General features: G+C 64.2%; 18 protein-coding genes. 6 read left to right on the forward strand and 12 right to left on the reverse strand.

Going from position 1 to position 22,410, the window contains the following annotated elements:
• The first annotated feature begins 23 nt into the window (after nucleotides 1–23).
• The 3 genes from surE (at nucleotide 24) to ACNKU3_RS04430 (ending at nucleotide 3,637) form a co-directional block, all read left to right on the forward strand.
• Complete coding sequence (gene surE / locus ACNKU3_RS04420; protein WP_418258205.1) at nucleotides 24–1,016, forward strand: 5'/3'-nucleotidase SurE; 993 nt, start codon at nucleotides 24–26, stop codon at nucleotides 1,014–1,016.
• A gap of 119 nt (nucleotides 1,017–1,135) precedes the next feature.
• Complete coding sequence (locus ACNKU3_RS04425; protein WP_418258206.1) at nucleotides 1,136–1,465, forward strand: EF-hand domain-containing protein; 330 nt, start codon at nucleotides 1,136–1,138, stop codon at nucleotides 1,463–1,465.
• 246 nt (nucleotides 1,466–1,711) lie between these two features.
• Nucleotides 1,712–3,637 (forward strand): DUF3604 domain-containing protein, encoded by a 1,926-nt coding sequence (locus ACNKU3_RS04430; RefSeq protein WP_418258207.1) that lies wholly within the window; start codon nucleotides 1,712–1,714, stop codon nucleotides 3,635–3,637.
• Nucleotides 3,638–3,677: 40 nt separating this feature from the next.
• On the opposite strand, the gene ACNKU3_RS04435 is transcribed toward ACNKU3_RS04430, so the two are convergent.
• The 7 genes from ACNKU3_RS04435 to ACNKU3_RS04465 form a co-directional block, all read right to left on the reverse strand.
• Nucleotides 3,678–4,814: a sulfotransferase family protein gene (locus ACNKU3_RS04435; RefSeq protein WP_418258208.1), complete on the reverse strand. Its 1,137-nt coding sequence runs from the start codon at nucleotides 4,812–4,814 to the stop codon at nucleotides 3,678–3,680.
• A 70-nt stretch (nucleotides 4,815–4,884) separates the two neighbouring features.
• Nucleotides 4,885–5,454, reverse strand: coding sequence for a TetR/AcrR family transcriptional regulator (locus ACNKU3_RS04440; RefSeq protein ID WP_418258209.1), 570 nt, complete (start codon nucleotides 5,452–5,454; stop codon nucleotides 4,885–4,887).
• 19 nt (nucleotides 5,455–5,473) lie between these two features.
• Nucleotides 5,474–6,028, reverse strand: a complete 555-nt coding sequence (locus tag ACNKU3_RS04445) for an SDR family NAD(P)-dependent oxidoreductase (protein WP_418258210.1) — start codon at nucleotides 6,026–6,028, stop codon at nucleotides 5,474–5,476.
• Nucleotides 6,018–6,407 carry a hypothetical protein gene (locus ACNKU3_RS04450; RefSeq protein WP_418258211.1) on the reverse strand — a complete coding sequence of 130 codons (390 nt, stop codon included), beginning with the start codon at nucleotides 6,405–6,407 and terminating at the stop codon, nucleotides 6,018–6,020. The genes ACNKU3_RS04445 and ACNKU3_RS04450 overlap by 11 nt, the downstream gene beginning before the upstream one ends.
• On the reverse strand, nucleotides 6,404–7,612 hold the full coding sequence (locus tag ACNKU3_RS04455) for an aromatic ring-hydroxylating oxygenase subunit alpha (protein WP_418258212.1): 1,209 nt from the start codon (nucleotides 7,610–7,612) through the stop codon (nucleotides 6,404–6,406). The genes ACNKU3_RS04450 and ACNKU3_RS04455 overlap by 4 nt, the downstream gene beginning before the upstream one ends.
• A gap of 114 nt (nucleotides 7,613–7,726) precedes the next feature.
• On the reverse strand, nucleotides 7,727–8,659 hold the full coding sequence (locus tag ACNKU3_RS04460) for a TIGR03619 family F420-dependent LLM class oxidoreductase (protein WP_418258213.1): 933 nt from the start codon (nucleotides 8,657–8,659) through the stop codon (nucleotides 7,727–7,729).
• 77 nt (nucleotides 8,660–8,736) lie between these two features.
• Nucleotides 8,737–9,552 (reverse strand): SDR family NAD(P)-dependent oxidoreductase, encoded by an 816-nt coding sequence (locus tag ACNKU3_RS04465; RefSeq protein WP_418258214.1) that lies wholly within the window; start codon nucleotides 9,550–9,552, stop codon nucleotides 8,737–8,739.
• A gap of 361 nt (nucleotides 9,553–9,913) precedes the next feature.
• On the opposite strand from ACNKU3_RS04465, the gene ACNKU3_RS04470 reads away from it, so the two are divergent.
• On the forward strand, nucleotides 9,914–10,753 hold the full coding sequence (locus ACNKU3_RS04470) for a TauD/TfdA dioxygenase family protein (RefSeq protein ID WP_418258215.1): 840 nt from the start codon (nucleotides 9,914–9,916) through the stop codon (nucleotides 10,751–10,753).
• Nucleotides 10,754–11,044: 291 nt separating this feature from the next.
• Here ACNKU3_RS04470 and ACNKU3_RS04475 read toward each other — a convergent pair whose 3' ends face one another.
• Both ACNKU3_RS04475 and ACNKU3_RS04480 read right to left on the reverse strand, forming a co-directional pair.
• Complete coding sequence (locus tag ACNKU3_RS04475) at nucleotides 11,045–12,970, reverse strand: autotransporter assembly complex protein TamA (RefSeq protein ID WP_418258216.1); 1,926 nt, start codon at nucleotides 12,968–12,970, stop codon at nucleotides 11,045–11,047.
• Entirely contained in the window at nucleotides 12,960–16,883 is a 3,924-nt protein-coding gene (locus tag ACNKU3_RS04480) for a translocation/assembly module TamB domain-containing protein (RefSeq protein ID WP_418258217.1), read from the reverse strand. Before ACNKU3_RS04480 ends, ACNKU3_RS04475 begins: the two co-directional genes overlap by 11 nt.
• A 109-nt stretch (nucleotides 16,884–16,992) precedes the next feature.
• Here ACNKU3_RS04480 and ACNKU3_RS04485 point away from each other — a divergent pair, with 109 nt between their 5' ends.
• Nucleotides 16,993–17,505, forward strand: a complete 513-nt coding sequence (locus ACNKU3_RS04485) for a ricin-type beta-trefoil lectin domain protein (RefSeq protein WP_418258218.1) — start codon at nucleotides 16,993–16,995, stop codon at nucleotides 17,503–17,505.
• A gap of 42 nt (nucleotides 17,506–17,547) precedes the next feature.
• Here the strand turns inward: ACNKU3_RS04485 and ACNKU3_RS04490 are convergent, their stop codons facing one another.
• Complete coding sequence (locus ACNKU3_RS04490; protein ID WP_418258219.1) at nucleotides 17,548–18,447, reverse strand: oxidoreductase; 900 nt, start codon at nucleotides 18,445–18,447, stop codon at nucleotides 17,548–17,550.
• A gap of 177 nt (nucleotides 18,448–18,624) precedes the next feature.
• On the opposite strand from ACNKU3_RS04490, the gene ACNKU3_RS04495 reads away from it, so the two are divergent.
• Nucleotides 18,625–19,374 (forward strand): SDR family NAD(P)-dependent oxidoreductase, encoded by a 750-nt coding sequence (locus ACNKU3_RS04495; RefSeq protein WP_418258220.1) that lies wholly within the window; start codon nucleotides 18,625–18,627, stop codon nucleotides 19,372–19,374.
• Nucleotides 19,375–19,392: 18 nt separating this feature from the next.
• Here the strand turns inward: ACNKU3_RS04495 and ACNKU3_RS04500 are convergent, their stop codons facing one another.
• Nucleotides 19,393–20,145 (reverse strand): SDR family oxidoreductase, encoded by a 753-nt coding sequence (locus tag ACNKU3_RS04500; protein WP_418258221.1) that lies wholly within the window; start codon nucleotides 20,143–20,145, stop codon nucleotides 19,393–19,395.
• Complete coding sequence (locus ACNKU3_RS04505; protein WP_418258222.1) at nucleotides 20,142–22,403, reverse strand: hypothetical protein; 2,262 nt, start codon at nucleotides 22,401–22,403, stop codon at nucleotides 20,142–20,144. Before ACNKU3_RS04505 ends, ACNKU3_RS04500 begins: the two co-directional genes overlap by 4 nt.
• Nucleotides 22,404–22,410: the final 7 nt, after the last annotated feature.

A 22,410-nucleotide genomic window follows, 5' to 3' on the forward strand; every position in this document is an offset into this window, starting at 1 on the left:
TTACTACCAACCGAGAAAAATCGATGAAAAAAATTGCACCCCTGACGGTATTACTGGGATCACTGGCCAGTGTGGCCAGTAACGCCTCCCCCGGCCTGAACATCGCCCTGACCAACGACGATGGCTGGTCGACCTACGGCATCCATGCGCTGTTCAATGCACTGGGCAAGGCCGGGCACACGGTGACGCTGGCCGGTCCCTACAGTGGCGAAAGCGGCAGCAGTGCCTCGATCAACATGGACCCGCTGGTGATCAAAAAGCACGGCGAGGGTATCTATTCGGTGGCCACGGAGAAGGGCAGTGCGGAACCGGCGACCTCCGGCATGATTGCGCTGGATATCGCCGGCCAGCGGGGCAAGGGCGCGCCGGACCTGTTGATCTCCGGTATCAACGACGGCGCCAACATCGGCCCGGCCACCCAGGTGTCCGGCACGGTGGGTGCCGCGATTGTCGCCATGGGCCGGATGCTCGGGGATTCCGTGCCCGCTATCGCCATCAGCACCGACAAGCGCTGCCGCTTCAAGGAAGCCGAATCCCCCGAGGACGCGGTCATTCCGGATCCCAATGACATTCCCGCAGCCTGCAGCGAAATTGCCGACTACGTGGTCGCCCTGGTCGACAAGCTGGCGGCGGCGCCGGCCTTTGCCAAGGGTGAGGCACCATTGCTGCCTGCCGGCCTGGGCCTGAATATCAACTATCCCCCGGTCGAACCCAGGGGTGAGCGCATCGCCAGCCAGGGTCGCCTGCTCTACATCGGGCAACTGGGCGGCAGCATCAGTCTTTCGCTGGCCTGCGAGGGCGACTGCGTCAACATGCCGGTAGGCGCTACGGCGAGTTCCACGCGCGTCAATGGTGGCCTGGTCAAGGAGGCGGACGTGGCGAACTCCGACAGCACCCTGTATGCAGAGGGCTATATCACGATCGTGCCCATCGAGGCGGACTACACAGCGCGCCCCGCGGCATCGGCAGGCCTGGTCGAGCAACTGCAACAGCTTATCGCGGCGCCCGCTCGCTAGCGCGCCGCCGACCCTGTCCACAGGGGGCCGCTCACCCATGTTGATGGATGCAGGTCCCCCGTTGGCAGTCCCAATACGATAACCTTTCCCGGGAGACGATAATAAAAACAACATCCCTGATGACTTCACTGCTGCTGATGGGCGCTGCCATACCCGGCCTGTCCCTCGAACCCGATCCGCAGCGGGTGCAACCGGCATGGGAGGCGCTCGACAGGGATGGTGACGGCAGGGTCGCCCTGGCCGAGTTGCATCCCATGCAGGCGGCGGTCATGCAGTTGCATGACAGTAACGCAGACGGGCTGATTTCCCTGGACGAATACGTCGCTTACGATCTCGATCCCGGCGCCGCCGCGCGCATCCCGATTCCGGCCAGTGTGCAATTCAGGGATGAAGGGCCTGGAGAAGTGGGTATACAGTGTCTGTGCATGGTGGACTCCGCATTTTATTAATTATCGTCGTGGTCCGACCGATCGAAATTCACTCAACTGGTCAGGCCAGTGTAGTCTGCATTAAGGCTTTGTCATTTTGCTTGATATTTTCGGACATTAAGACATATGTCCGATTATATTTGTCTGGCGCCGCAGGGTGTCCGGATTGGTCAAGTCTGCGAGGCAATGCCGGACTAGCATCGGGCTTCGGGGGAATGGATCGCTCCCATCAATAATCCAGAATAACCGGGTGGAGAGCTGATCGAGATGAGCGCTATACACGAAGAATTACCGACAAGGACCGCACTGCGCAGGGCCATGAAGCAGCTCATTCATCACGGTCGCACGCTGGTCGCTGTGCTGGTTGTGGGTATTCCCGCCGCCAGTAGCTGGGCCTTGGCCGCCGGTGAGGAGAGGGCTGACTATTCGCCCTACGTCGGGCGCAACTACCCCGACAATCTCTACTGGGGTGACGCCCACGTGCACACGGCGCTGTCATTCGATGCGAGCCTCAACGGTACCTCGCGGGTGGGCCCGGAGGAGACCTACCGGCTCGCCCGCGGCGAGACCATCACCGGCAATCTCGGTGAGCCGGTCAGGCTGGGCCGGGCGCTGGACTTCCTCGTCGTTGCGGACCACGCCGAGTTCCTCGGTGTCTACCCGGCGGTATTCAACGAGGACCCGCGGATCATGTCACAGCCCGATGGTTCGCGCTGGCTGTCGATCCTCCGGCAGGTGCGTGAAAACTTCGCCAACGCCCAGAAATTGCTGGTCCAGCTGTACCGGCCGCCGGCAGGGGTGCCGCCTCTGGACCAGTCCGGAATCATGGCGGATGCCTGGCGCCAGACCATGGAGGCCGCGGAGCGTTTCAATGAGCCCGGCAAGTTTACGGCCTTTATCGGTTACGAATGGACAGGTATGGCCAGGGGCGACAACCTGCACCGGATTGTCGTTTTCCGCGACGCCCAGGAGACCGTGTCCCGGGTCCGTCCCTTTACCATGGCGGACAGCGCCAGGCCGGAAGACCTGTGGCAGTATCTGCAGGGCTACGAGGACAGCACCGGCGGCGAGGTGCTGGCAATTCCCCACAACGGCAACCTGTCCAACGGCAGGATGTTTGCCAGTGCGGACTCCGATGGCAATCCCTTCAGCCCGGAGTACGCAAGGACGCGCGCCAGGTGGGAGCCCCTTTACGAGGCGACCCAGATCAAGGGCGATGCGGAAACCCACCCGCTGTTGTCCCCGGACGATCCTTACGCCGATTTCGAGACCATGGATTTCGGCAACCTGCAGAACATGCCCAAACAGCCGGAAATGCTGCAGTACGAATACGCCCGCTCCGCGCTGAAGCAGGGGCTGGTGCATGCGGGGCAGCTCGGCACCAATCCCTTCAAACTCGGATTGATCGGCAGCAGCGATACCCACACCGGGATGCCGGCGGTGCGCGAGAACAATTTCATGGGCAAGTTCGGTGACGACGAGCCCTCCGCGCAACGGGCGCAGGCGATGTGGGATATCTTCGGCATTTCCAAGGCGAATTTTTCCGCCTCGGGCTATACCGGCGTCTGGGCGAGGGAGAATACCCGCGAGGCGATATTCGCCGCCATGGAGCGGCGCGAGGTCTATGCCACGACCGGTTCGCGCATGGCGGTGCGCTTCTTCGGCGGCTGGTCTTTTGCGCCCGGCGATGAACTGAGCCCGGATTTCGCGGCAAACGGCTATGCGCGGGGCGTTCCCATGGGTGGTGATTTGCACGACGCGCCGGCGGGCAGTGCACCCGCGTTCCTGATCGTCGCGGGCAAGGACCCTGACGGCGCCAACCTGGAGCGGCTCCAGGTGGTCAAGGGCTGGCTGGACGACAGTGGCCAGCCACAGGAGCGGGTCTACGACGTTGCGCTGTCTGGCCAGCGCGCGGTGGTTGAGGGCAAGATAGCACCGGCGGTGGCCTCGACGGTGGACACCAGGACCGCTACCTGGAGCAACAGCGTGGGCAGCGTACAACTGGGCGCGGTCTGGCGGGACCCGGATTTCGACCCGGGCCAGCGCGCGTTCTACTACACCCGCGTGCTGGAAATTCCGACGCCGCGCTGGACTACCTACGACAGTGCCTTCTACGGGACGCCGTTACCGACAGACGTGCCCGCCGTCATCCAGGAGCGGGCCTATACCTCGCCGATCTGGTACACCCCCTGAATGGCATCGGGCCGCTGTTGCGGCCCGATGATTTCCTGCATTACGCGTCCGCGGCCTGCGGGTAGCGCTCGAGGTACTCCTCGAAATGGTGGGCGAGACCCTCCCGGGTCCAGCCGAAATCCTCCAGCGAGTAACCCGGCCGCGCCGACTGCCGTTCGGCGTCACCCGCCAGCCAGTCGCGCATCGATTGTTCTACCGCGGGGCCGATGTCCTCGCCCAGCCAGCTGTAGACCTTGTGCATGCCCGCCAGCGGGTCGCGCATGAACTCGGCGCAGTAGACGTCGAGGATCTTGTCCTCGGGCAGGCTGGCGCGCAGGCGCATGGGACGGTTCACGTGTTCGGCGATCTGTTTGGGATAGGTGTCGTGGATGAACTGCGTATCGACCTTGCCCATACCCGACAGGTGCGCGGTGGAGATGGTGTTGCCGAGTGAGGCCAGAGCCTTGTAGGGGTTGCGGTGGGTCCAGATGAATTTCGCATCCGGGAAGGCGCGCAGCGCCCAGGTGAAGTGCAGGGAGTGGGAGGGCATCTTCAGCACCCAGCGCCCCGGCGCCTGTGACTGCAGCACCCGCATGACCTTCTTCTGGTACTCGTAGGCGGACTCCATGTCGCAGTGCAGCATGTAGTCGGCGTAGTCGCGGTGGGCGACCCGGGATTCCCAGCTCAGCGCCTTGAAGTCCTGGGCGTGGACGAAAATGCACTCGGTGGGGCCATCGGCCCACTCCCAGTGGGGCACGGCAAAGGGTATCTGCGCCAGGATGGCTTCCTGCATCTGTTTCTTGCCGACACAGCGCGGATCGCTGCGCAGCGTCTCGGTGGTGGGCGGCGGCACCGAGTCCATCGCCTCCCAGTTGAGCAGGGAGCGCCAGCGCGGGTCGCAGTCGAGCAGGTAGCTCATCGCGGTGGTACCGGTGCGCGGCATACCCATGACGATGATCGGCGCCTTGATCTCCGCGTCGGCGATTTCCGGGTGCTGGCGCAGGTAGTCGCTGACCCGCAGGCGGTTGCCCAGTGACTGCATGATTTCGTTGTTCAGGGCCTTGAGGATGCCTTCGGCCTCGGGGCGGTCGTCAATGCATTTGAGCATGAACTCGAAGGGCTCGATGAAAGATTCGCAGTCGAAGCCGGTCAGCCCGGTTTCCTTCTCGGCGGCGGCTATATACTCGCTTGCGCGCATGGTTGATCTCCTGTGGTTTCTAATGGTTGGAGTAGCGGTAGGCTAGCGACAAAACACGATGTGCATGCGCTCATAAAAGGTTGCGTTTGTGCTCGGCGGCAAAACGCGCGGCAATCTCTGCCACGCCGGCCTGCGGCGCCACGCTGCTGCGGAACACGCCGGGGGCGATGAAGGCGCTGATCAGCATGTTGAGGCAGTAGACTTCCGGGTCGGCCAGCCTGCCGCCGCCGGGTGGGCTGTAGGACGTCGCCATCACCTCCACGAACTCGTCCCAGGCCGGGTAGCACTGGCGGATGTCCGCGCCGGAAAGCAGGTCGCCGATCCACAGCTTGATCAACTCGTTGTTGTCCAGCACGAAACGGGTGAGAAACTCGATCCGCTCCTGCTCGGACAGTTTCAGGTCGAGGCCGACGGTGAGTTGCTGCGAGGCCCACTGCTTGACCTCGCTGATCAGCTGTTCGCGGTTCTTGAAATGGTAGTAAATCGTGGTGCGGTTGACCTCGAGCTCCCGCGCCAGTTCCGCCAGCGACAGGGCGTCCGCGCCTTTTTCCGCGATCAGGCGGGTAGCCGCCTCGATCATCTGCTGGTGGGTCTGCAGGAAACCGTTGTTGCGCTCGCGGCTTTGCGCCTTTGTCTTCACACCTTTTGCCGTCATCGTTTCAGCCGCGCAGCATGTTGCGACCACCGTTGACACAGATGATCTGACCGTTGATAAAGCGCGAGGCATCGGAGGCGAGAAAGACCATTACCGGCGCCATATCCCGATCAACGTCACCCATGCTGCCACCGAGTGGTACCTGGCGTTTCTCGGAAGCCAGGTGCTGCGCCAGTGCTTCTGCGTCCAGGCTGTCGAGGTACTGCTGGTACATGGGCGTCTTGATAGTCGGGTTTACGCAATTGCAGCGAATGTTGTATTTGCTCGCCCATTCGTAGGCGATGGTGCGGGTCCAGGACAGCACATCGATGCCGCCCATTGCCCTTGCTGCCGCGTCGAAAGCGCTGAAAACCTGTTCCGGTGCGCTGATGTCACAGTGCCTGTAGTGCGCTCTGCCAGGCCTCTCTGCGTTGGCCTCGGCAACGATCTTTTCGCCGGCCTGGTCAGCGATATCCAGACCCGTCACCGTGGCGCCCTCGCGCACGTAGGCTCGCAGGGTGCCGGCGCCGATACCGCTGGCGACGCCGGTGACGATGATACGTTTGCCTTCAAGTTGCATGGGGTTCTTCCTTCGCTGTGGCGCAGGCCGCGGGTTCGTCGGCGGGTGCGCGGGTGATGCGCAGGAAATGCCGGTCCCGGGCGTGTTTCGGTTCTTCCTCCCGGTGCAGTTCCACCGCCATGGCGAGGTGGGCAAAGCTCAGCACAAGTTTCATCAGGCGTTGCTCACTGTCATCCAGCGCGGACAGCTGTTGGCTGTCGAGGTAATCGAGCGCTGTGGCAACGAGTGGGCTGGCGGCGGCGTAAAATGCCTGTCGGCCTTCCTCGTCACTGCGCTGGCGGCAGTCGGCGCGTCCCGCGGCGCAGTCCACGGCCCAGAATTCGACGAAGGGGGCGAGGCTCTCGAAGCCCTCGGGCAGGGCATTGTCGCGCATGGTCATTGTCTGTCTCCCGCGAGTTCAGCCCGGTAGGCCTCGACCTTTTCGTTGACGTGGTACATCAGGTGGCGCAGCAGGACCTCCTGTTCCTGGAAGTGGATGTACTCCAGTGCGCCGCTGTTGAGACCCCGCTGTCCAGCTTCGATGACTGCCCGGTCCTCGGAGTGGACGTCGCGCAGGTTGGCCATCGAGAACTCCCGTCCAAAGCGCTCGCTGGCATTGCTGTCCGCGCCCACCCAGTAAATGCGGAACACCCCGCGGGATTTGCGCGCGCTGATCGGCATCACAGTGTGGGAAAAGTGCTGCACCGGGTTGCCGATAAGGAAGAAGTTGGGGAAGAGGGCGTAGTACTCGCGACCATGGGGAGAGTTCATCAGGCCCTTTTCCATCAGCTTCGGCACCAGCCGGCCGAATGCCAGCTGCTGGGTGGCGCTGAGAATCGGGCTGGGGTTGCTCCAGATGGTCTGGGTGCGGTGCTCGCCGTGGAAACCATAGCGCTCCGGATAACCGAAGGGGTTGAGTGGCCCCACCGCACCGCCGCCGCCCGAACGCGGGTGGATGAAGCGCAGGTGGTAGTTTTCCTGGAAGTTGTCGTAAGTCAGCTTCCAGTTGGCGTCGATCTCGTAGACGTATTCGGTAAAGGTGGTCGCCCGCGCTACCGGCAGGGTCTCCAGTTGTTCGGCCAGTTCACCAAGGGATTCGCGCAGGCCCTGCGCCGGCTGTTTATCGAGGTTGATGAAGATCAGGCCCGCGCAGATTTCCAGCGCCACCGGGGCGAGGTTGCAGTGGGATTTGTCCACGTAGAAGCGCTCGAAGTCCGGCGCCGAGCGCAGCTTGCCGTCGCTGTTGAAGGTCCAGGCGTGATAGGGGCAGGTGAAGGAGGCGCGCCTGCCCTCAGTGGCTTCCGCGACCAGTTGGGTACCCCGGTGCGGGCAGGCATTGTGGAAGGCGCGGATCGCGCCGTCCTGGTCCCGGGTAACCAGGATCGAGGCATCCGCCACGTCCAGCTGGCGCACGATGTAGCTGCCGGGGGCGGGTAATTCACAGACGTGACCGATCTGCAGCCAGCTGCGTTTGAAAACCGCTTCCCGTTCCAGCTCGAAATAGTCTTCCCGGTAGTAGGGGCCGGCAGGAACCGGGCCGGTACCCAGGTAGGCGGCTGCTTCGGTCGAAGGCGGGCTGTAGGTGAGGCTGTTGTCGTTATTCATTACCGGTTCCTGTACAGGGCGCACAATTTTCGGGCGGTCTATTTATACGACACCACTGTAGTAAATACAACAGGTGTGTCGAAAATGTGCAATGCGCCACATGACTGGGGCTTATCAGGTATTGCCTTGGCGGACAACGGGCATGATCTCTTCGGCCACCCACTGCGTATAGTCGTAGTACTCCTCGAGGTGCCTGAGTTGCGGAATCGGTACCGAACTCCAGGTGACCCCGAGCCCGGCGAGCCAGTTGAGGCCGTCGATCAATTCCTCCCTGCCCATGCCCGGCCGTGCGTTGGGGTCGTCCTGTACCACGTGACCTTCACCGACCCGGCCGGTGCCGAGGCCGTAGTACACATCCGCCAGTTTGCCGTTGTAGTCCGGCCGCGACCTGATGTAATCGAGCTTCTCCGGTATCTGCTCGGGCCTGGTCAGGAAGGGCCACCAGCCGCAAGCGTAGCGCGCGGTGCGTTGCAATACCGCTTCGGCGTCGCCGCCAAACCAGACCGGAATGTGCGGCCGCTGCACGCACTTCGGTTCAAAGGCAACATCACGGAAGGACACATACTTGCCCTCGAATTCCGGATTCTCGCTGGTCCACAGTGCGATGATGGCCTGGATGTACTCTTCGCTCATCGCCCCGCGTTTGTGGAAATCGACGCCGAGCAGGTCGAACTCCTCCTTCAGCCAGCCCACGCCGAAGGTCACCGTCACCCGCCCGCTGGAGAACCAGTCGATGGTCGAGAGCGCCTTCGCCGTGACAATCGGGTTCTGGGCGGGAAGAATGGAGATACAGCTGTTGACGCGAATTTTCTCCGTGGCTCCTGCGACATAAGCCATCGCCGGGTAGGCGGCAAAGTAATGCGGGCCAGAGAGATCCACGTGCTGGCGGGGGATGATGTGGTGCTCCGGGATGGCAACCATCTCATAACCGAACTGTTCTGCCCATTTCACCATTTTCGTCTGGTCCGCGCCGGTAACTGCAGCTTCCCAGGGCTGGCTGGCGGCCTTGAGCCGCATCATGTGGGGCAGGGCGAATCCGAGTTTCATCTTATTCTCCTCGTCAGCTGTGGCTTGTTGTGCTGCCCGGAAGTATACAGGCGGGAACAGCGCCGCCCGGTTGAGTATCAGAGCAGGCTGCCGCCATCGACAGCCCAGACCTGCCCGGTGACGTAACTGGCGCGGTCCGAGGCGAGGTAGGCCACCAGACCGGACACTTCCTCGGGGATGGCGAAAGGTCGCCCGACAAGGGGCTGCCGCATCCGCATCGCCTGGTCGTAGTCGCTGATGTCTTTCGCGAATTCGGTAAAGAATCCGATATTGTCCGGGTGAAAACGGCTGCCCTTGCTCAGCGCATCCGGGTCCCGGCTCATGGTCGCATAGGGGGCGACGGCGTTGACCCGGATGCCGTGCTGGCCGACTTCCCTGGCCAGGACCCGGGTGAAACTGTGCACCGCACCCTTCATCGCCGAATACACCGGCAGCATGTAGTCACCTACCAGCCCGGCAGTGGAGCCGACATTGACGATGCTGCCCGCAGCCTGTTCGATCATGCCCGGCAGGATCGCCCGGGTCATGCGCAATACGGTGCCGAAATTGAGATCGATATCGCCCTGCCATTTGGCGGGGTCGGATTCGGCAAAGAACCCCTGGTCCACGTTGCCGCCGACACCGTTCACCAGTACCGCCACGGGTCCTAAGGGCGCTGCCGCCTCGAGCACCGCGGCCGGGGCGTCCGGGTCGAGCAGGTCTGCCGCGACGAACACGGCGTCTTCTGCGCCCGCGGCGCGCGCCGCCTGGACGAGCTGTTTCCCGGCTTCCCTGTCGCGCCCGACAGCAACGAGATAAACGCCCTCGGCCGACAGTTCAAGGGCGATCGCGCGGCCGATATTGGCGGTCGCACCGGTGACGATGGCGACCTTGTTTTTGAGGTTCAGGTTCATGGTCTGTGTCAGTCCGTTTCAGCGATACCCGGGTAGCGGAATCAGCGGGCGGGGATCAGGAACCGCCCATCCCGGCCCAGGTCTCGGGTGTCATCCAGGTGAATTCGAGGTAGTGGCTTCCCTGGAGCATGGCGATCCTCTCGTTATTTGTAGTGTTCGGCTCAGGCGAAGAAACCGGCCCAAGTATCCGTTACTTCGGGCTTGGGTGGATTGACCATACCGGACACGGCCCGCATTGCCGAATTACAATTTTGTAGCCTAAACCGGTGAATGCGCCGTATAATGAAACGAATCGGGTGACATAAATACAACACGCCGGCGCCGGGAACAGGTGGCGCCGGGCTCGAACAGGAGTCATTGCATGGCCATCGCAGCGAAAACCCTCAGCCCCCTCGTGGGTTCCCAAATCGACATCGACCTGGAGACCCTGCTGGAGGGAAGCCTGCGCGAGGAAATCCGCGCCCTGCTGGTCGAGCGCGGCGTACTCATCGCTCGCGACCTGGAGATGACGGATGCGCAACAGCGGGCGTTTACCGCGACCCTCGGCGAACTGCGCCTGGGGACCGTATCGCAGGAGGGCGACGCGGGCCTGATGAAGGTGACGCTCGACAAGGAAAGGAACCCCGAATACGCGGATTTCTTTCCCGGCACCATGTTCTGGCACATGGATGGCACCTACGACGCCACGCCGCCCTTCGCCACGGTGCTGCGTCCCATCGTGATCGCACCCGAGGGCGGGCAGACCGAGTTCGCCAATACTTACGCCGCCTACGAGGCATTGCCGGAAGACTATCGCGCCTGGCTCGACACCCTGCAGGTGGTGCACAGCATGCAGGCGGCGATGTTCCACGCCTGCCCGGAAGCCGACCTGGAGCAGATCGCCCGCTGGTGCTCCTACCCCACGCGTACCCAGCCGCTGGTCTGGCAGCACAAGTCGGGGCGCAAATCCCTGGCGCTCAGTACTTCCTGCTCGCATATCGTCGGCCTGCACCCCGCGGAGAGCCACGCGTTGCTGCAGGAATTGCTGCGACACGCGACCCAGCCGCAGTTCGTCTACTCGCACCAGTGGCAGCCGAACGACCTGCTGATGTGGGACAACACCGGCACCATGCACCGCGGCCGGCCCTACGACCCGGCCAGCGGCCGCCTGATGCACCGGTTTACCCTCAACGGCGAGGAGCCGATGCGGGCGGTAGCCTGAAGTGGTACTCCGTCGCCGCAGCTGCAGGCCAATGTCCCGTGCTTGTTCGAGAGCGCTTTAACTCACCGCACGGGACATTGTCCTGCAGCTGCTTGCCGGCAGCGTAATTCACGTTGGTGTTGCTCCCCGGGAAATACGCTGGTGAGAGAGATTCAAACCCGCAGGACGTCCGCTGCGACTAAAAGCGCCCTGGAGCAAGCGGGCGTCCTGCGGGTTTGAAGCTCGGCTAAAATTTTCCGAACCCGAACCCGAACCCGAACCCGAACCCGAACCCGAAATCCCGGATCGGCGCTAGAATTCCGGACCCACCGTGATATAGATCTCGAAGGCATCGTCCGCCTTGTCCAGCGGGATGCCGATGTCCAGTCGCGCCACGCCCACCGGGGAGCGCCAGCGGACGCCGAGGCCGGTACCGTACTTGGGGTCGATATTGTCGAAGTCGTTGAAGGCGTTACCGCCGTCGAGAAACACCGCTAGGCTCCAGTTGGGGATGACCTGGTGCTCGTACTCGATGCTGCCGACCGCGAGGTGTTTGCCGCCGGTTATCGAGCTCTCCGGCACCAGGCTTTCCCAGCCGTAGCCGCGGATACTGCGCACCCCGCCAGCGCGGTATTCGTAGTATTCCGGCATCAAATTGAAATTGACGTCGAGCACTTCGCGACTCTCCGCGTCGGAGTAGCCGGCGGCTGCGCGCAGGAGGAGCCTGTCGTCCGTGAACAGGGGGCGGATGAACCAGCTTTCCAGGGTGGCCTGCCAGAAGGTGATGTTCGAACCGAGGCTGTCGTTGGCGCCGAGCAGTTCCAGTCCCAGGTATTCGCCGTCGCGGATAAACAATCCGTTGTCGGCGCGCGACAGTTGCAGGTTGAGGCTGGCAACCACCGCCTCGAAATCTGGCGCCAGGGTGTCGTAGGCCTGCGGGCCGATGGAATCGATGATGAACTGCTGCTCTTCCTTCGAGAAGTAGCCGAACAGGACCTCGAAGACGTCATAGGTTTCGGTAACCAGGCTGATGCCGGGCACGCTGGAGAACCGGTATTGCCCCCATTGCCGCAACGCCGGATGCCAGAAGGCGGAGAGCAGGTTGGTGCTGATCCGGGTATCGCCGCCGACCTCCAGGCCGACATCCTCGTAGGAGAGGTCCTTGCTCTCGTGGCGCGCGGCCAGTTCGATTTCACTGCCGTCCAGCGGTTGCAGGGGAATGGTGTAGTTGATGTCGCCGGCGAGCCGCTGGCGGTCTTCCACTGCCGCAAGGCCAACGTTGAAGCGCTGCCCGCGACCGCCGACGTAGCGGCGGGTCCAGTCCAGCTGGACGCCGAAGCCGGTGTCGGTACCCCAGCCGAGGCTGCCCCGGTAGCGATTGGGCTGGTATTCGTCCAGCACGATCTTCAGGGGAACGACTGTCTGGTCGCCTTCCAGTGGTTGCAGCTCCACGATCTCGACTTCGCGAAAATAGCCGCTGCGCCCCAGTACCCGGCGCTGCTGCGCCAGTGCTTCGCCGGTAAACGCCTGGCCGGGTTGCAGCACCAGATAGCGCTGCAACCAGGCGTCATCGAAGCGCCGCTGCTCGAAGCTGATCTGGCCGATGACAAAGCGCGGTCCGGTCCTCAGGCTGAGCTGGATGGTCGCCTGGTAGCGCACGAGGTCGACCTCCACCCGGTGCTCCTGCCAGCGGGCGTGGCGGTAGCCCAGGGCGCGGACTTGCTGCAGCAGGTCGCGCTTGGCTTCCTCGTAATGCCGGTGATCGAGGGGGGTGCCAGGCTGCAGCGGGAATTGCGCCGCCAGCGTGTCCAGGTCCGGGTCCCTGGTGTCGCCGAAATCAAGTTGCAGCGCGGCCACGGCAATCAGCGGGCCGGGATCGACCTGGTAGGTCGCGTGCCAGGGACCGGTGGCGTCCGCCGGGGCTTGCAGTTGCGCTTCGATCTGCGGCTGGTAATAGCCAAATGGCTGCAGTGCGCGCCGGATATCGCCCTCGGCTTTCTCATGGAGTTCGCGTATTCGGGTAGCGTCGAGTCCCGCCTGGTCGCGGTGGCGTTCGATCTCCAGGGAGGCCTGTGCGTTCTCCAGCGCCTCACCCTCGAGTCCGAGGACGCTGACCTCCACAATGCTGTTGGCAGCGTGGCAGGACAGCGCTGGCACCAACCAGGCGGCGGGCCAGAGCAGCAGCCAGAGGCAGAACAGGCGGCGGGTCAGCAGCCCGCTGTTGCGTCTAGCGCTCATGGGTGAACGTCAGGTTGACCCGGTTGTCGGCTTCGCCGGCGGTGGCCTCGATGCCGTAGCGGGGGGTGATGGTGAACAGGGCGTCGAACTCGCTGGTCTCGGCAATCAGGTTGTAGCCATAGCCGACGTAGAGGCGCGGGTGCAGGTAGGTGCCGATACCGAGTACGCTGTCGTCGGACCCCGCGGAGTGGCCGGTCAGGAGATAGGACTGGATTTCCGACGCGTCGAGTTGCGGGCGCGAGAACAGCTCCAGCAAGGGCTGGTCGAGGGGGCCGCTTACCTGCACCCCGGCGGCGCTGACCAGCGGGTCGTTATCGATCCAGCGCACCGCACGCAGCGCCAGTTCCGGGCGGTCTGCCGGCACCCGGTCGAAGATTACCTGGCCGGTCTCGATTTCGAGGTCCTGGCCGAAGGCGCGGAAGGTGCCTTCCTCGATGCTGTACCGGCCTTCGGCAATGGGGATCAGCTCGCGGCGCCGCGGCCGGTTGGTGAAGGTCGCGGTGCCGGCGATCCTGCCCTTGAGCCCGAGGGCGTTGACCCGCACCCTGTCGCCGAGGGCGATTTCGACCTTGCTGTCGAGGCGGAACGGAGCCTTCAGGGTATTGCCTTCCAGGGCTTCGCCATCCGCACCGAGGATGACCACGTCCGCCGAGGTGGCGATGACCTGGGCCTGCGGCGTGTCAGTCGCCTCTGCCTCGGTGGAGGCCATCGCCGGGCTGATCGCCAGCTTGGGGGTAATGTCGGCGCTGGGTATTTCCAGGCGGCCGCGCACCGTCGCCGTCTCGCCATCCCACTGCAGCTGCAGGTCGGGGGAGAGCAGGGCGCGTCCGTCGCGGGTATCCCAGACCTCGAAACGGTTGCCGCCCAGGGCGAGGTCCAGGGCGCGGTCGGCGACATCCACCTGCGCGTCGAGGCTGAGTTTGCCGGGGCCGGAGCTGGCGCCGCCGGTGAGGAACAGGTAACCCGGGCGCTCTGGGTCGCTGGCCAGTTGCAGGTTCACGTCGCGCAGTTGCAAGCCCGCCGAGCTGACATCTGCCGCGGCGTTGCTCAGGGACAGCGTGCCCTGCAACTGCGGTTCGCCGAGATCGCCCGCCAACTGGAGGTCGGAGAACAGCCGCCCGGAGACGTTTGAGAGTGCCGGTACCAGGACGCTGATGCCGCTGAGGTCGCTGATGTCTGCGTTCACCTGCCCTGCCAGAGGCTGGGGCCCGGTGAGCGGCAGGCGCCTCAGCTGCGGGAGTTGCAGCTTTGCGTCCAGCAGTTGCTGGCGCTCGCCGTCAAAATTGAAGGTCGCAGCGAGCCCGCTGGAGGGATCGAGGTCAAATTCCAGGGCGCCGCCGCGGTGGCGGAACGCCTTGCGGCCGTCCCCCTCACTGAGGAGGACGTCACCGGGACTGAGGCTGAAGTCGCCACTTCCCTCCAGTTCGCCATTGCTGCCCACGCCAGCCCTGACTGTACCCTCCAGGTTCCCTCCCAGGGTCGGCACAAAACGCGCCACGGGCATTTCTTCAAGTTGCGCAGAAAATTGCATAGCACCATCGGCAAGGTGTTGAGCGCTGGCGCAGAGCCTTGGCGGGGCCGCGCTGTCGTTTGCGTCGGTGGTGAGGCAGGCATCCTCCAACCGCTGGCTTTGCGCGCTCAGTTGCAGAGGTGAAGGTGATTGCAGGCGCCAGGTGCCAAGGCTGGCGGAGTCGGCCAGCAGTTCACTGAGGTAGCCGGTCCACGCCATGGCTTGCCGGTCGAGCCCTCCGGTGAGTTGCATGTGCAGCTGATCCGTGGGGGTATCCAGCGCGAGGTCGAGGGAGTGTTCGGCGATGGTACCCGCAGCGTGGATTGCCGCGGTTTCCAGCAGGCGCTGGTCGCCGTTGCTGACGCCGCTGACTCGCAGCTCGATAGCCAGCGGCGCGTCGGGCGCCAGGCCGGCCCGGATATCGGCGCGCAGCTGCTCCAGCGACTGGCCGTCGAAGGCGAGCGCGTCGCCGTTCAGCTGCATTTCCAGCTGCGGGTTCTGTGGTGTTCCCGAGAGCGTACCGTGACCTGACAGGGAGCCCTCGGCCCCGGGCAGCAGGCCGCCCGGCTGGGGGGCATCCAGCTGCCACTGCAGCTTGAGCAGGGAGGGGCTATACAGCCCGCTGGCGCTGAGCTGGTTGTCGCCGCTGTGCAGGCTGAGTCCAGCGAGGTCCACTGCGTCGCCGCGGACTGAGGCCTGGGCGGTCAGCGCGAAGTCCTGGGCGGCCAACTGCCCCCTGAGATAGGCAAGGTCGACACTGGCATCGGGACCGCTTTGCGGGTCGATGCTGCCCGTGGTTCGCAGGGCGAGAGCCAGCTGTCCGGGATAGTCGGCCAGCCACTGCCCCGGATCGAGCTTTTCCCCCTCGGCATCGAGCTGCCAGCGCAGCGTGGGCGCCCATGCGATGTCGCCGTGCAGGCGTACCTGGCCGTCCAGCAGGCGCGCTTTCAGTGTTTCAACTTGCAGGCTGGAAAGGTTGCCGCGGCCCTGCAGCTGCCAGTCTGCCGGGGGAGCCTGGCTGCCCGCGCTGCTGGCCACCAGCGCTACCCGGTAATCTTCGCTTGTGCCGCTGAGGTTGAGGTGGCCGGCGGGGCTGCTGAAGGCAGGCGGGGTGGCGCTGTCGTCCCCCGGGAGTTGCGCCAGCGGCCAGGCGAGCCCGGTCCACTGCAGGCTGGCCTGGAACACCGGGACGCCGCCGGCGGGAAACTGTGCATCGCCGCTCAGGGCCAGGCGCAATGGTGAATCGGCCAGGGCGAGGTCGAACCGGGTCAGCTGCGCACTGCTATCCACATAGCGGCCATTGATACGGCCGCTGGCTTCGAGCTGTGGCGGCAGGGAGGGGCTGTAGACATCGAGCGACAGGCCCTGTGCGCGATAGTCGAGGGTCGCGCTGACCGGGCCTTCCCAGCCAATGTCACCGCTCAGCTCGAGGGAGCCGGGTGTGCTCTGCAGGCGTAGCAGGGTGAGATGCAAGCCGCTGATGCTGCCCTTGTCCGCCTGCAGTGACCAGTGCAGTGTTTCCGGTGTCGCGCCGCTGACCGCGCCTTCACCACTCAGGCTAAATAGATCGATGGAACCCCTGCTGGCCAGTGTGCCGGGGCCGATCACCAGCGCCCGTTCGCCGGTAGCGAGCGGCAGGGCCGGCCAGTCGAGGTTTATCGTCCAGGCCGGCTGGTCCAGCAGGGACTGCAGCTCACCGTGCAGGTTGACCGGTAAATCGCCGCTGCCGCTGTGGCTTACCTGTAAATTCCCGGCGTTTCCGCGCGCCAGCAGGTGACCGCCGATACTGCGCTGGTCCGGCAGTTGCCAGTGCCAGGTGGCGTCCAGGTCCAGCGGCAGGTGCGCGTCGAGGCCGATGCTGCCACTGGCTTCCAGCCCCCCCTCCGGTGCGGCCACGCGCAGGTCCCGCAGGACGAGTGAATCCCCCGCGCTGATCGCAGCGCTGATCCGCTCTATGACGACGGGCGGGGAGTCGCCGCTGGTAACTGAAATCCTGTCGATCTGCAGTTGCTGCAGGCGAATATCCAGCGGCGCGCGCAGGGACGCGGGGTCGAACGGTGCCGTAGTTTCCGCCGGGGTATCGGCAGGTGACAGCACCACATCGAGGCCGTCCACCTGCAGCCGTTCGATTTCGACCTGGCCGCGCAACAGCGCCAGGGGGAGCCAGGCGAAGTCCAGGGATTCGACCCGGACATCGGTGCCCGGCAGCGTGATCGCCAGCCCGTCGATATGCAGGGAACCGAGCAGCCGGCCGCGCAGTTCGCGCCAGCCGAGCGCGCCGCCGGCCGCGTCACGGGCGAGCCCGGCCAGTACCCGGGTGCCGGTCTCGCTGCCCCCGGCGGTTAGCAGGGCAATGCACAGCAGCACTGGCAGGGCGAGGAACAGCAGGATTCGTTTTGCCAAGTGCTGCACTTCTCCGGTGATTTGTGGTCTCATCAATGCTGGCTGAAAAACCCTCACCATTCCGGGAGGTCGCGCCAGCCAAAACAATACTAGTTAAAGGTGCATCGCAATGAAACTCACCGTTTGCCTAAGCTCGCTTTTTGTCTTCGTCGCCAGCGGCGCGATGGCCATCGACCTCAATACCGACGCCCTGAAAACCATGCAGCAGCAGGGGCAGGAGATTGTCGCCCAGGCCCAGCAGGCGCAGTGGCGCAGCTTCGCGCTCGACGGGGACATGTGCCTGCAGATGGCCGGCACTCCGGACAAGGTCGGCGCCAGCATGGTGGTGCGCAAGTGTAATGCCAGCGCCAAAAACCAGCAGTTCAGTTTCGATGACCAGGGTCGCCTGGCGACTCAGGGTGGCGTTTGTGTCGGCGTGGCCGGCGATGCCAGCAAACCCGGCGCCAACGCGCTCACCCAGGCCTGTGGCGGCCAGGCATTCCAGAAGTGGCGTATCGACGAAGCCGGACGCCTGCACAACAACGCCAACAAGTGCCTGCTGGCGGTCGGCAAGCCCGGCGAGCCCACCGGCAATGTGGTCAGCAGCAACTGCAATGCCTCACCCAACCAGGTCTGGAAATAGTCCGGGCCGGCCAACTGCGTAAGAATGGAGCCGCGTGAGCGCTCAGTAGCTCACGCCGGTCAACTCCTCGGACAGGCGCCACAGGGTTTCCGCAGCGCTGCGCTCCCGGGCGCGCTCGCTGCGGCCCGCGGCGGCGGGCGGTCCACGCATTTCCTTTTTCCCCGAAGGGCCGTAGTAGTCCACCGGCAGGGCATCCGGGTCGGTCGCCGCGCGCAGGGTCGGTAGCGCCCCCATCGCGCTGTCCTGGCCCATGAACAGGCCGAGGAAGCGGTATTTCCAGACATGGCGCTGCAGGTCGGTTCGGGTCCAGCCCGGGTGTGCCGCGGTGACCATGGGGTTGTCTCCGCTGGCTTCCATTTTTTGCGCCAGCTGCAGGGTGAACAGCAGGTTGGCCAGTTTGCTGTCACAGTAGGCCTGGCTGCTGTCGTAGGCGCGTCGTTGCCAGTTGATATCGTCGAAGTCCAGGTTGCCGCGCCAGTGGGCGAGGCTCGAGACGTTCACTACGCGCGAGTCCCCGGTGGCCCGCAGGAGGGGCAGCAGGTGGCCGGTCAGGGCGAAGTGACCGAGGTGATTGGTGCCGAACTGGATTTCAAAGCCATCCCTGGTGGTGGCGAAGGGGCACATCATCACACCGGCATTGTTGATGAGCAGGTCGAGCCGCCGGTGTTCCCCCTGGAAGGTGTCGGCGAAGGCTCTCACCGAGGCGAGGTCGGCCAGGTCGAGATGCTGAACGGCTACCTGGGCGCCGGGATGGCTGGCCCGGATGGCGTCGGCGGCACGGTTGCCTTTTTCGCGGTCGCGCACGCCCAGGGTAACGCCCGCGCCCTTGCCGGCGAGGGCGCGGGCGGTTTCCAGGCCGATACCGCTGCTGGCGCCGGTTACGATTGCGACGCGACCGTCCTGGGCTGGCATGTCCTCGATGCTCCAGCTGGCTGCTTGCATGGTTTTATCCTTATTGTTTTGCGGTCCGCTGGCATCGTGACGCCAGTCCCGAGCGATAGTCAAGGTTGACCCGCAGCGCTGTGCGCCCTACATTCTACGCCCTCGATTGAGCTGGTAGTCACCACTGATGGTTATAACCAGCCCGAACCGGTATACCCGTCAACCAGGAGATTCGACATGACCAAGAAAACCGCATTGGTAACCGGCGCCGCGGCCGGTATCGGCCGCGCCTGCGCACTGCGCCTGGCAAAGGATGGCATCCGTATCGGCGTACTCGACCTCAACCTCGATGGTGTGGAGAAGGTCGCCCAGGAGATCCGCGACGCCGGTGGCGAGGCGATTGCCCTGGAAGGCAGCATCGCCGATCGCGGCCAGATGGAAGCCGCCGTGGCGAAACTGCGCGATGCCTTTGGCCCGGTAACCATCGTGGTCAATAACGCCGGCATCTCCAACTTCATCCCCTTCGAGGAACTCACCGACAGTGACTGGGACCGGATGTTCGAGATCAACACCAAGGGCACTTTCATCGTTACCCAGATCGTGGTGCCGGACATGAAAGAGGCGGGCTGGGGCCGGGTCATCAACATTTCCTCCTCCAGCGCCCAGTCCGGCTCCGTGGAGCAGGTTCACTATTCCGCCTCCAAGGGCGCGGTGATCTCCATGACCCGTTCCCTGGCGCAGGCCCTCGGCCCCTACGGTATTACCGTGAACAACGTACCGCCGGGGGCGGTCATGGGTACCATCATGTCCGAGGAGAACAAGGACCGCTTCAAGATGCCGATGGAGACCCTCAAGCGGATGATCCCGGTGGGCCGCACCGGCGTCGCCGACGACATCGCCAACGCCGTGGCCTGGCTGGCGGACGAGGCCACCAGCTACGTGACCGGCCAGACTATCGGCGTCAACGGCGGCCGCGTTCCCTCCTGATCATTCCCCCGGGCTGCGCTAATAGGCAATGTCGCGCGTCGCCCGCACGAATACCTCCGACAGATTCACGTTCTCCGGCGCCGTGGCGATATATACCACGGTGTCGGCGATCTGTGCCGGCTGTATCGCCCCCTCCTGGTTGAGAAACTCGCGCATGCCCGCACTGTGTGCCGGGTCGCTCAGCTGTTCCCAGATTTCCGTGCTGACCGTGCCGGGATTGACCAGGCTGACCCGGATGCCTTCCGGGCCGAGTTCCTGGCGCATGCCGTCGGTCATCGCGAACAGCGCCTGTTTGCTGGTGGCGTAGGCGTTGTAGACAGGCGTCGTGGTGTGGCAGGCGAGGGAGCCGATATTGATGATGGTGCCGCTGCCCTGGGCCCGCATGGGAGCCACCGCCGCATGGCAGGTATACAGGCTGGCGAGCAGGTTGGTGTTGATCACCGACCGCCATTGGCTGAAGTCGGCCTCGCCGATATTGGTGGCCTGGATGGTGCCGGCGGCGTTGACCAGGATATCCAGGCGACCGAAGCGGGACAGCGTGTCCGCCACGGTGGAGAGGGCGAAGGCCTCGTCGCTGATGTCGCCCGCCAGGGTGAGGACTGCGCTGCCACTGGACTCGATCTGCTCCGCCAGTGCGACCAGCCGTTGTGCCCGGCGGGCCGTGATGGCCACCGAGGCGCCGGATTTTGCCAGGGCAAGGGCGCAGGCCGCGCCGATGCCAGCGGAGGCGCCGGTGACCAGCGCGACTTTTCCCTCGAGTAATCGTGTCATTCTTCCTGCTCCGGTGGGGCGGGGATTTCACCGCTCGCTTCCATAGTCGTCATTGCCTGCCTGGCGGCGTCGCGGCGGGCGACATAATCCCTGCGCCAGCGCTCGAACTGCTGATTGCCTGCAAGGCGCGAGACCAGGTGGCCGCGGTCCAGAGCTTGCTCATAGCTGTCCCAGCGCATATAGCCCTTGTCATCGATCAGGGTGCCACCCAGGGCCAGGGCGGCCTCGTCCTCGCGGCCGAGCAGGATCAGCGCTTCGATATCCAGGGTGCCCTTGTTCCTGCCTGCCGCCACCCGGGGCAGCGGGCTAACCCTGTCCAGCAGCCCTTGTGCGGCGTCCGGTGATCCGCTGCCAGTGAGCTCGGCCAGTTCCGCCGTGAACAGGAGCAGGGTGTCTCGGGTGAGCGTGAATTCATCCGCCTTGCGCTCTGCCAGCGCGGTCGCGAGTTCTTCGCTGGCTTCTCGCGCGCAGTCCACATTGCCTGTCAGCAGGCACAGGCGGGTCTGGGACAGCAGGCCAGCGATACTGCTGTCGTCGCCAGCAGCACGCAGGGAGTCGAAATATTCCGCGGCCGCCGACGGGCCCTGGGTCTGCTGGGTGGTGAACAGGCGAAGTTCGTCGAGCATGTCATTGCCCGGCCAGCGCGCTTCGGCGGCATCGAGCCAGCGCTGGCTGCGCTGGTGGTCGCCCACCGCATTCCACGCGCGGACCATCCCGGTATAGCCGGACAGGCTGTCCGGGGCGAGACCCAGCAGGCGTGCGGTCCAGCGCACCGAGATATCTGGCCGGCCGCGAAACACGTAGGTGACTTCAGCCAAATCGCTCAGTAGGAGTTCGGAATGTTCATCGTCCTGCAGATTGGCCTCCAGGGTTGAGATCGCTTCATCGACGCGCCCAAGGCGCAGCAGCGCGATGTACCTGGGCCGGTGAAAGGTGGCCTCCGGGTCCAGCGCGTCGCGCCGGTCCATTTCCAGCAGTGCCTTTGCGGGGTCATCGAGCAGGAGATTGACGGCGTAACTGAGGTGGGCCGAGGCATCGTTGGGGTTGAGTTCTAGCGCCCTGACCAGCGATATTCTCGCCGCCTCATCTTCGCCACTGCGATGTTCATAGCGGGCCTTGATGCTCCAGCTGGCGGAATAGCCCGGGGCCAGGGCCATGGCACGTTCCGTAAGCGGAGGCATTTTTTCCAGGCAGTAGTCGAAGAGGTCCCGGCTACCGGCGTGGAAGGCACAGTCATCGTAGATATCGGCCAGCTGGATCATGGCGTTGACGTAATCCGGGTCGATGGCCAGGGCTGCCCGCAGCATTTGTACCGCGGGAAAATTCTCGATGCTGTCGATAGTGTTGATCAGGCTGGGGGTGAGATGTTCTTCCGCGTAGCTCCGGGCGCGCAGGAAAAGATCGTAGGCCTCCGTCTGCCCGGTGCCTCCCTGGTCGAGCATGCGCGCCTGTTCCGGCAGCAGGGATACTCTCAGTTGGTCCACTACCGCAGCGGATATCGCATCATGCAGGGCGAAAATATCCTTCATCGCATAATCGTAACGCTCTGACCAGATATGGCTGCCGTCGCTGGTGCTGACCAACTGGGCAATTACCCTGACCTGCTCGCCGTAGCGCTGGACGCTGCCCTCAAGCACGCTGGAGACACCGAGCTGTCTGCCGATTTCCCGTACATCGAGATTGGTGCCCTTGTACTGAAAGCTGGAATTGCGCGCGATGACCGTCAGCCCGGATACCTGGGCGAGGTGGTGCAGCAGGGTATCCGCCAGCCCGTCCGAGAAATACTCGTCTTCGCTGGCGCCGGAAAAATTCTCGAAGGGCAGTACTGCGATGGAGGGTTGGGCGCCGGATGCCGTACCGTCGACCTGGGCAGGCGCTTCTCCCGCGCTGCCCGTTGCCTCAACCCGGTCAGCTCCGGGCAATACCCGGTCGAGTACCAGGGCGCCAACGGCAAGCAGTAACAAGCCGATAATAAGCAGGTTCATCCGCCGTCCGGTCACCAGTGCCATCGAGGTTTCGGGCGCGATGTCTGCATCGCGCTTCAGTCCCTCCGGCGTGAGCTCGTAAACCCAGGAAAAAATGAGTACTGGCACGAAACCCACCAGCAGGACGATGACAACCGTCGAGCCGACGGCGGCAGGCAGCGACAGCAGGGACGACAGGACATCGGTAACCTGCAGCAGCAGCCAGCTGGCGACCAGGTACAGCGTCGCCACCTTGACCACGTTGCGACGCTTGAGTTCGGCAAACAGCGACATCGGCTGA

Source organism: Haliea sp. E17, from assembly GCF_048323675.1.
In the GTDB taxonomy this organism is placed as follows: domain Bacteria; phylum Pseudomonadota; class Gammaproteobacteria; order Pseudomonadales; family Halieaceae; genus Mangrovimicrobium.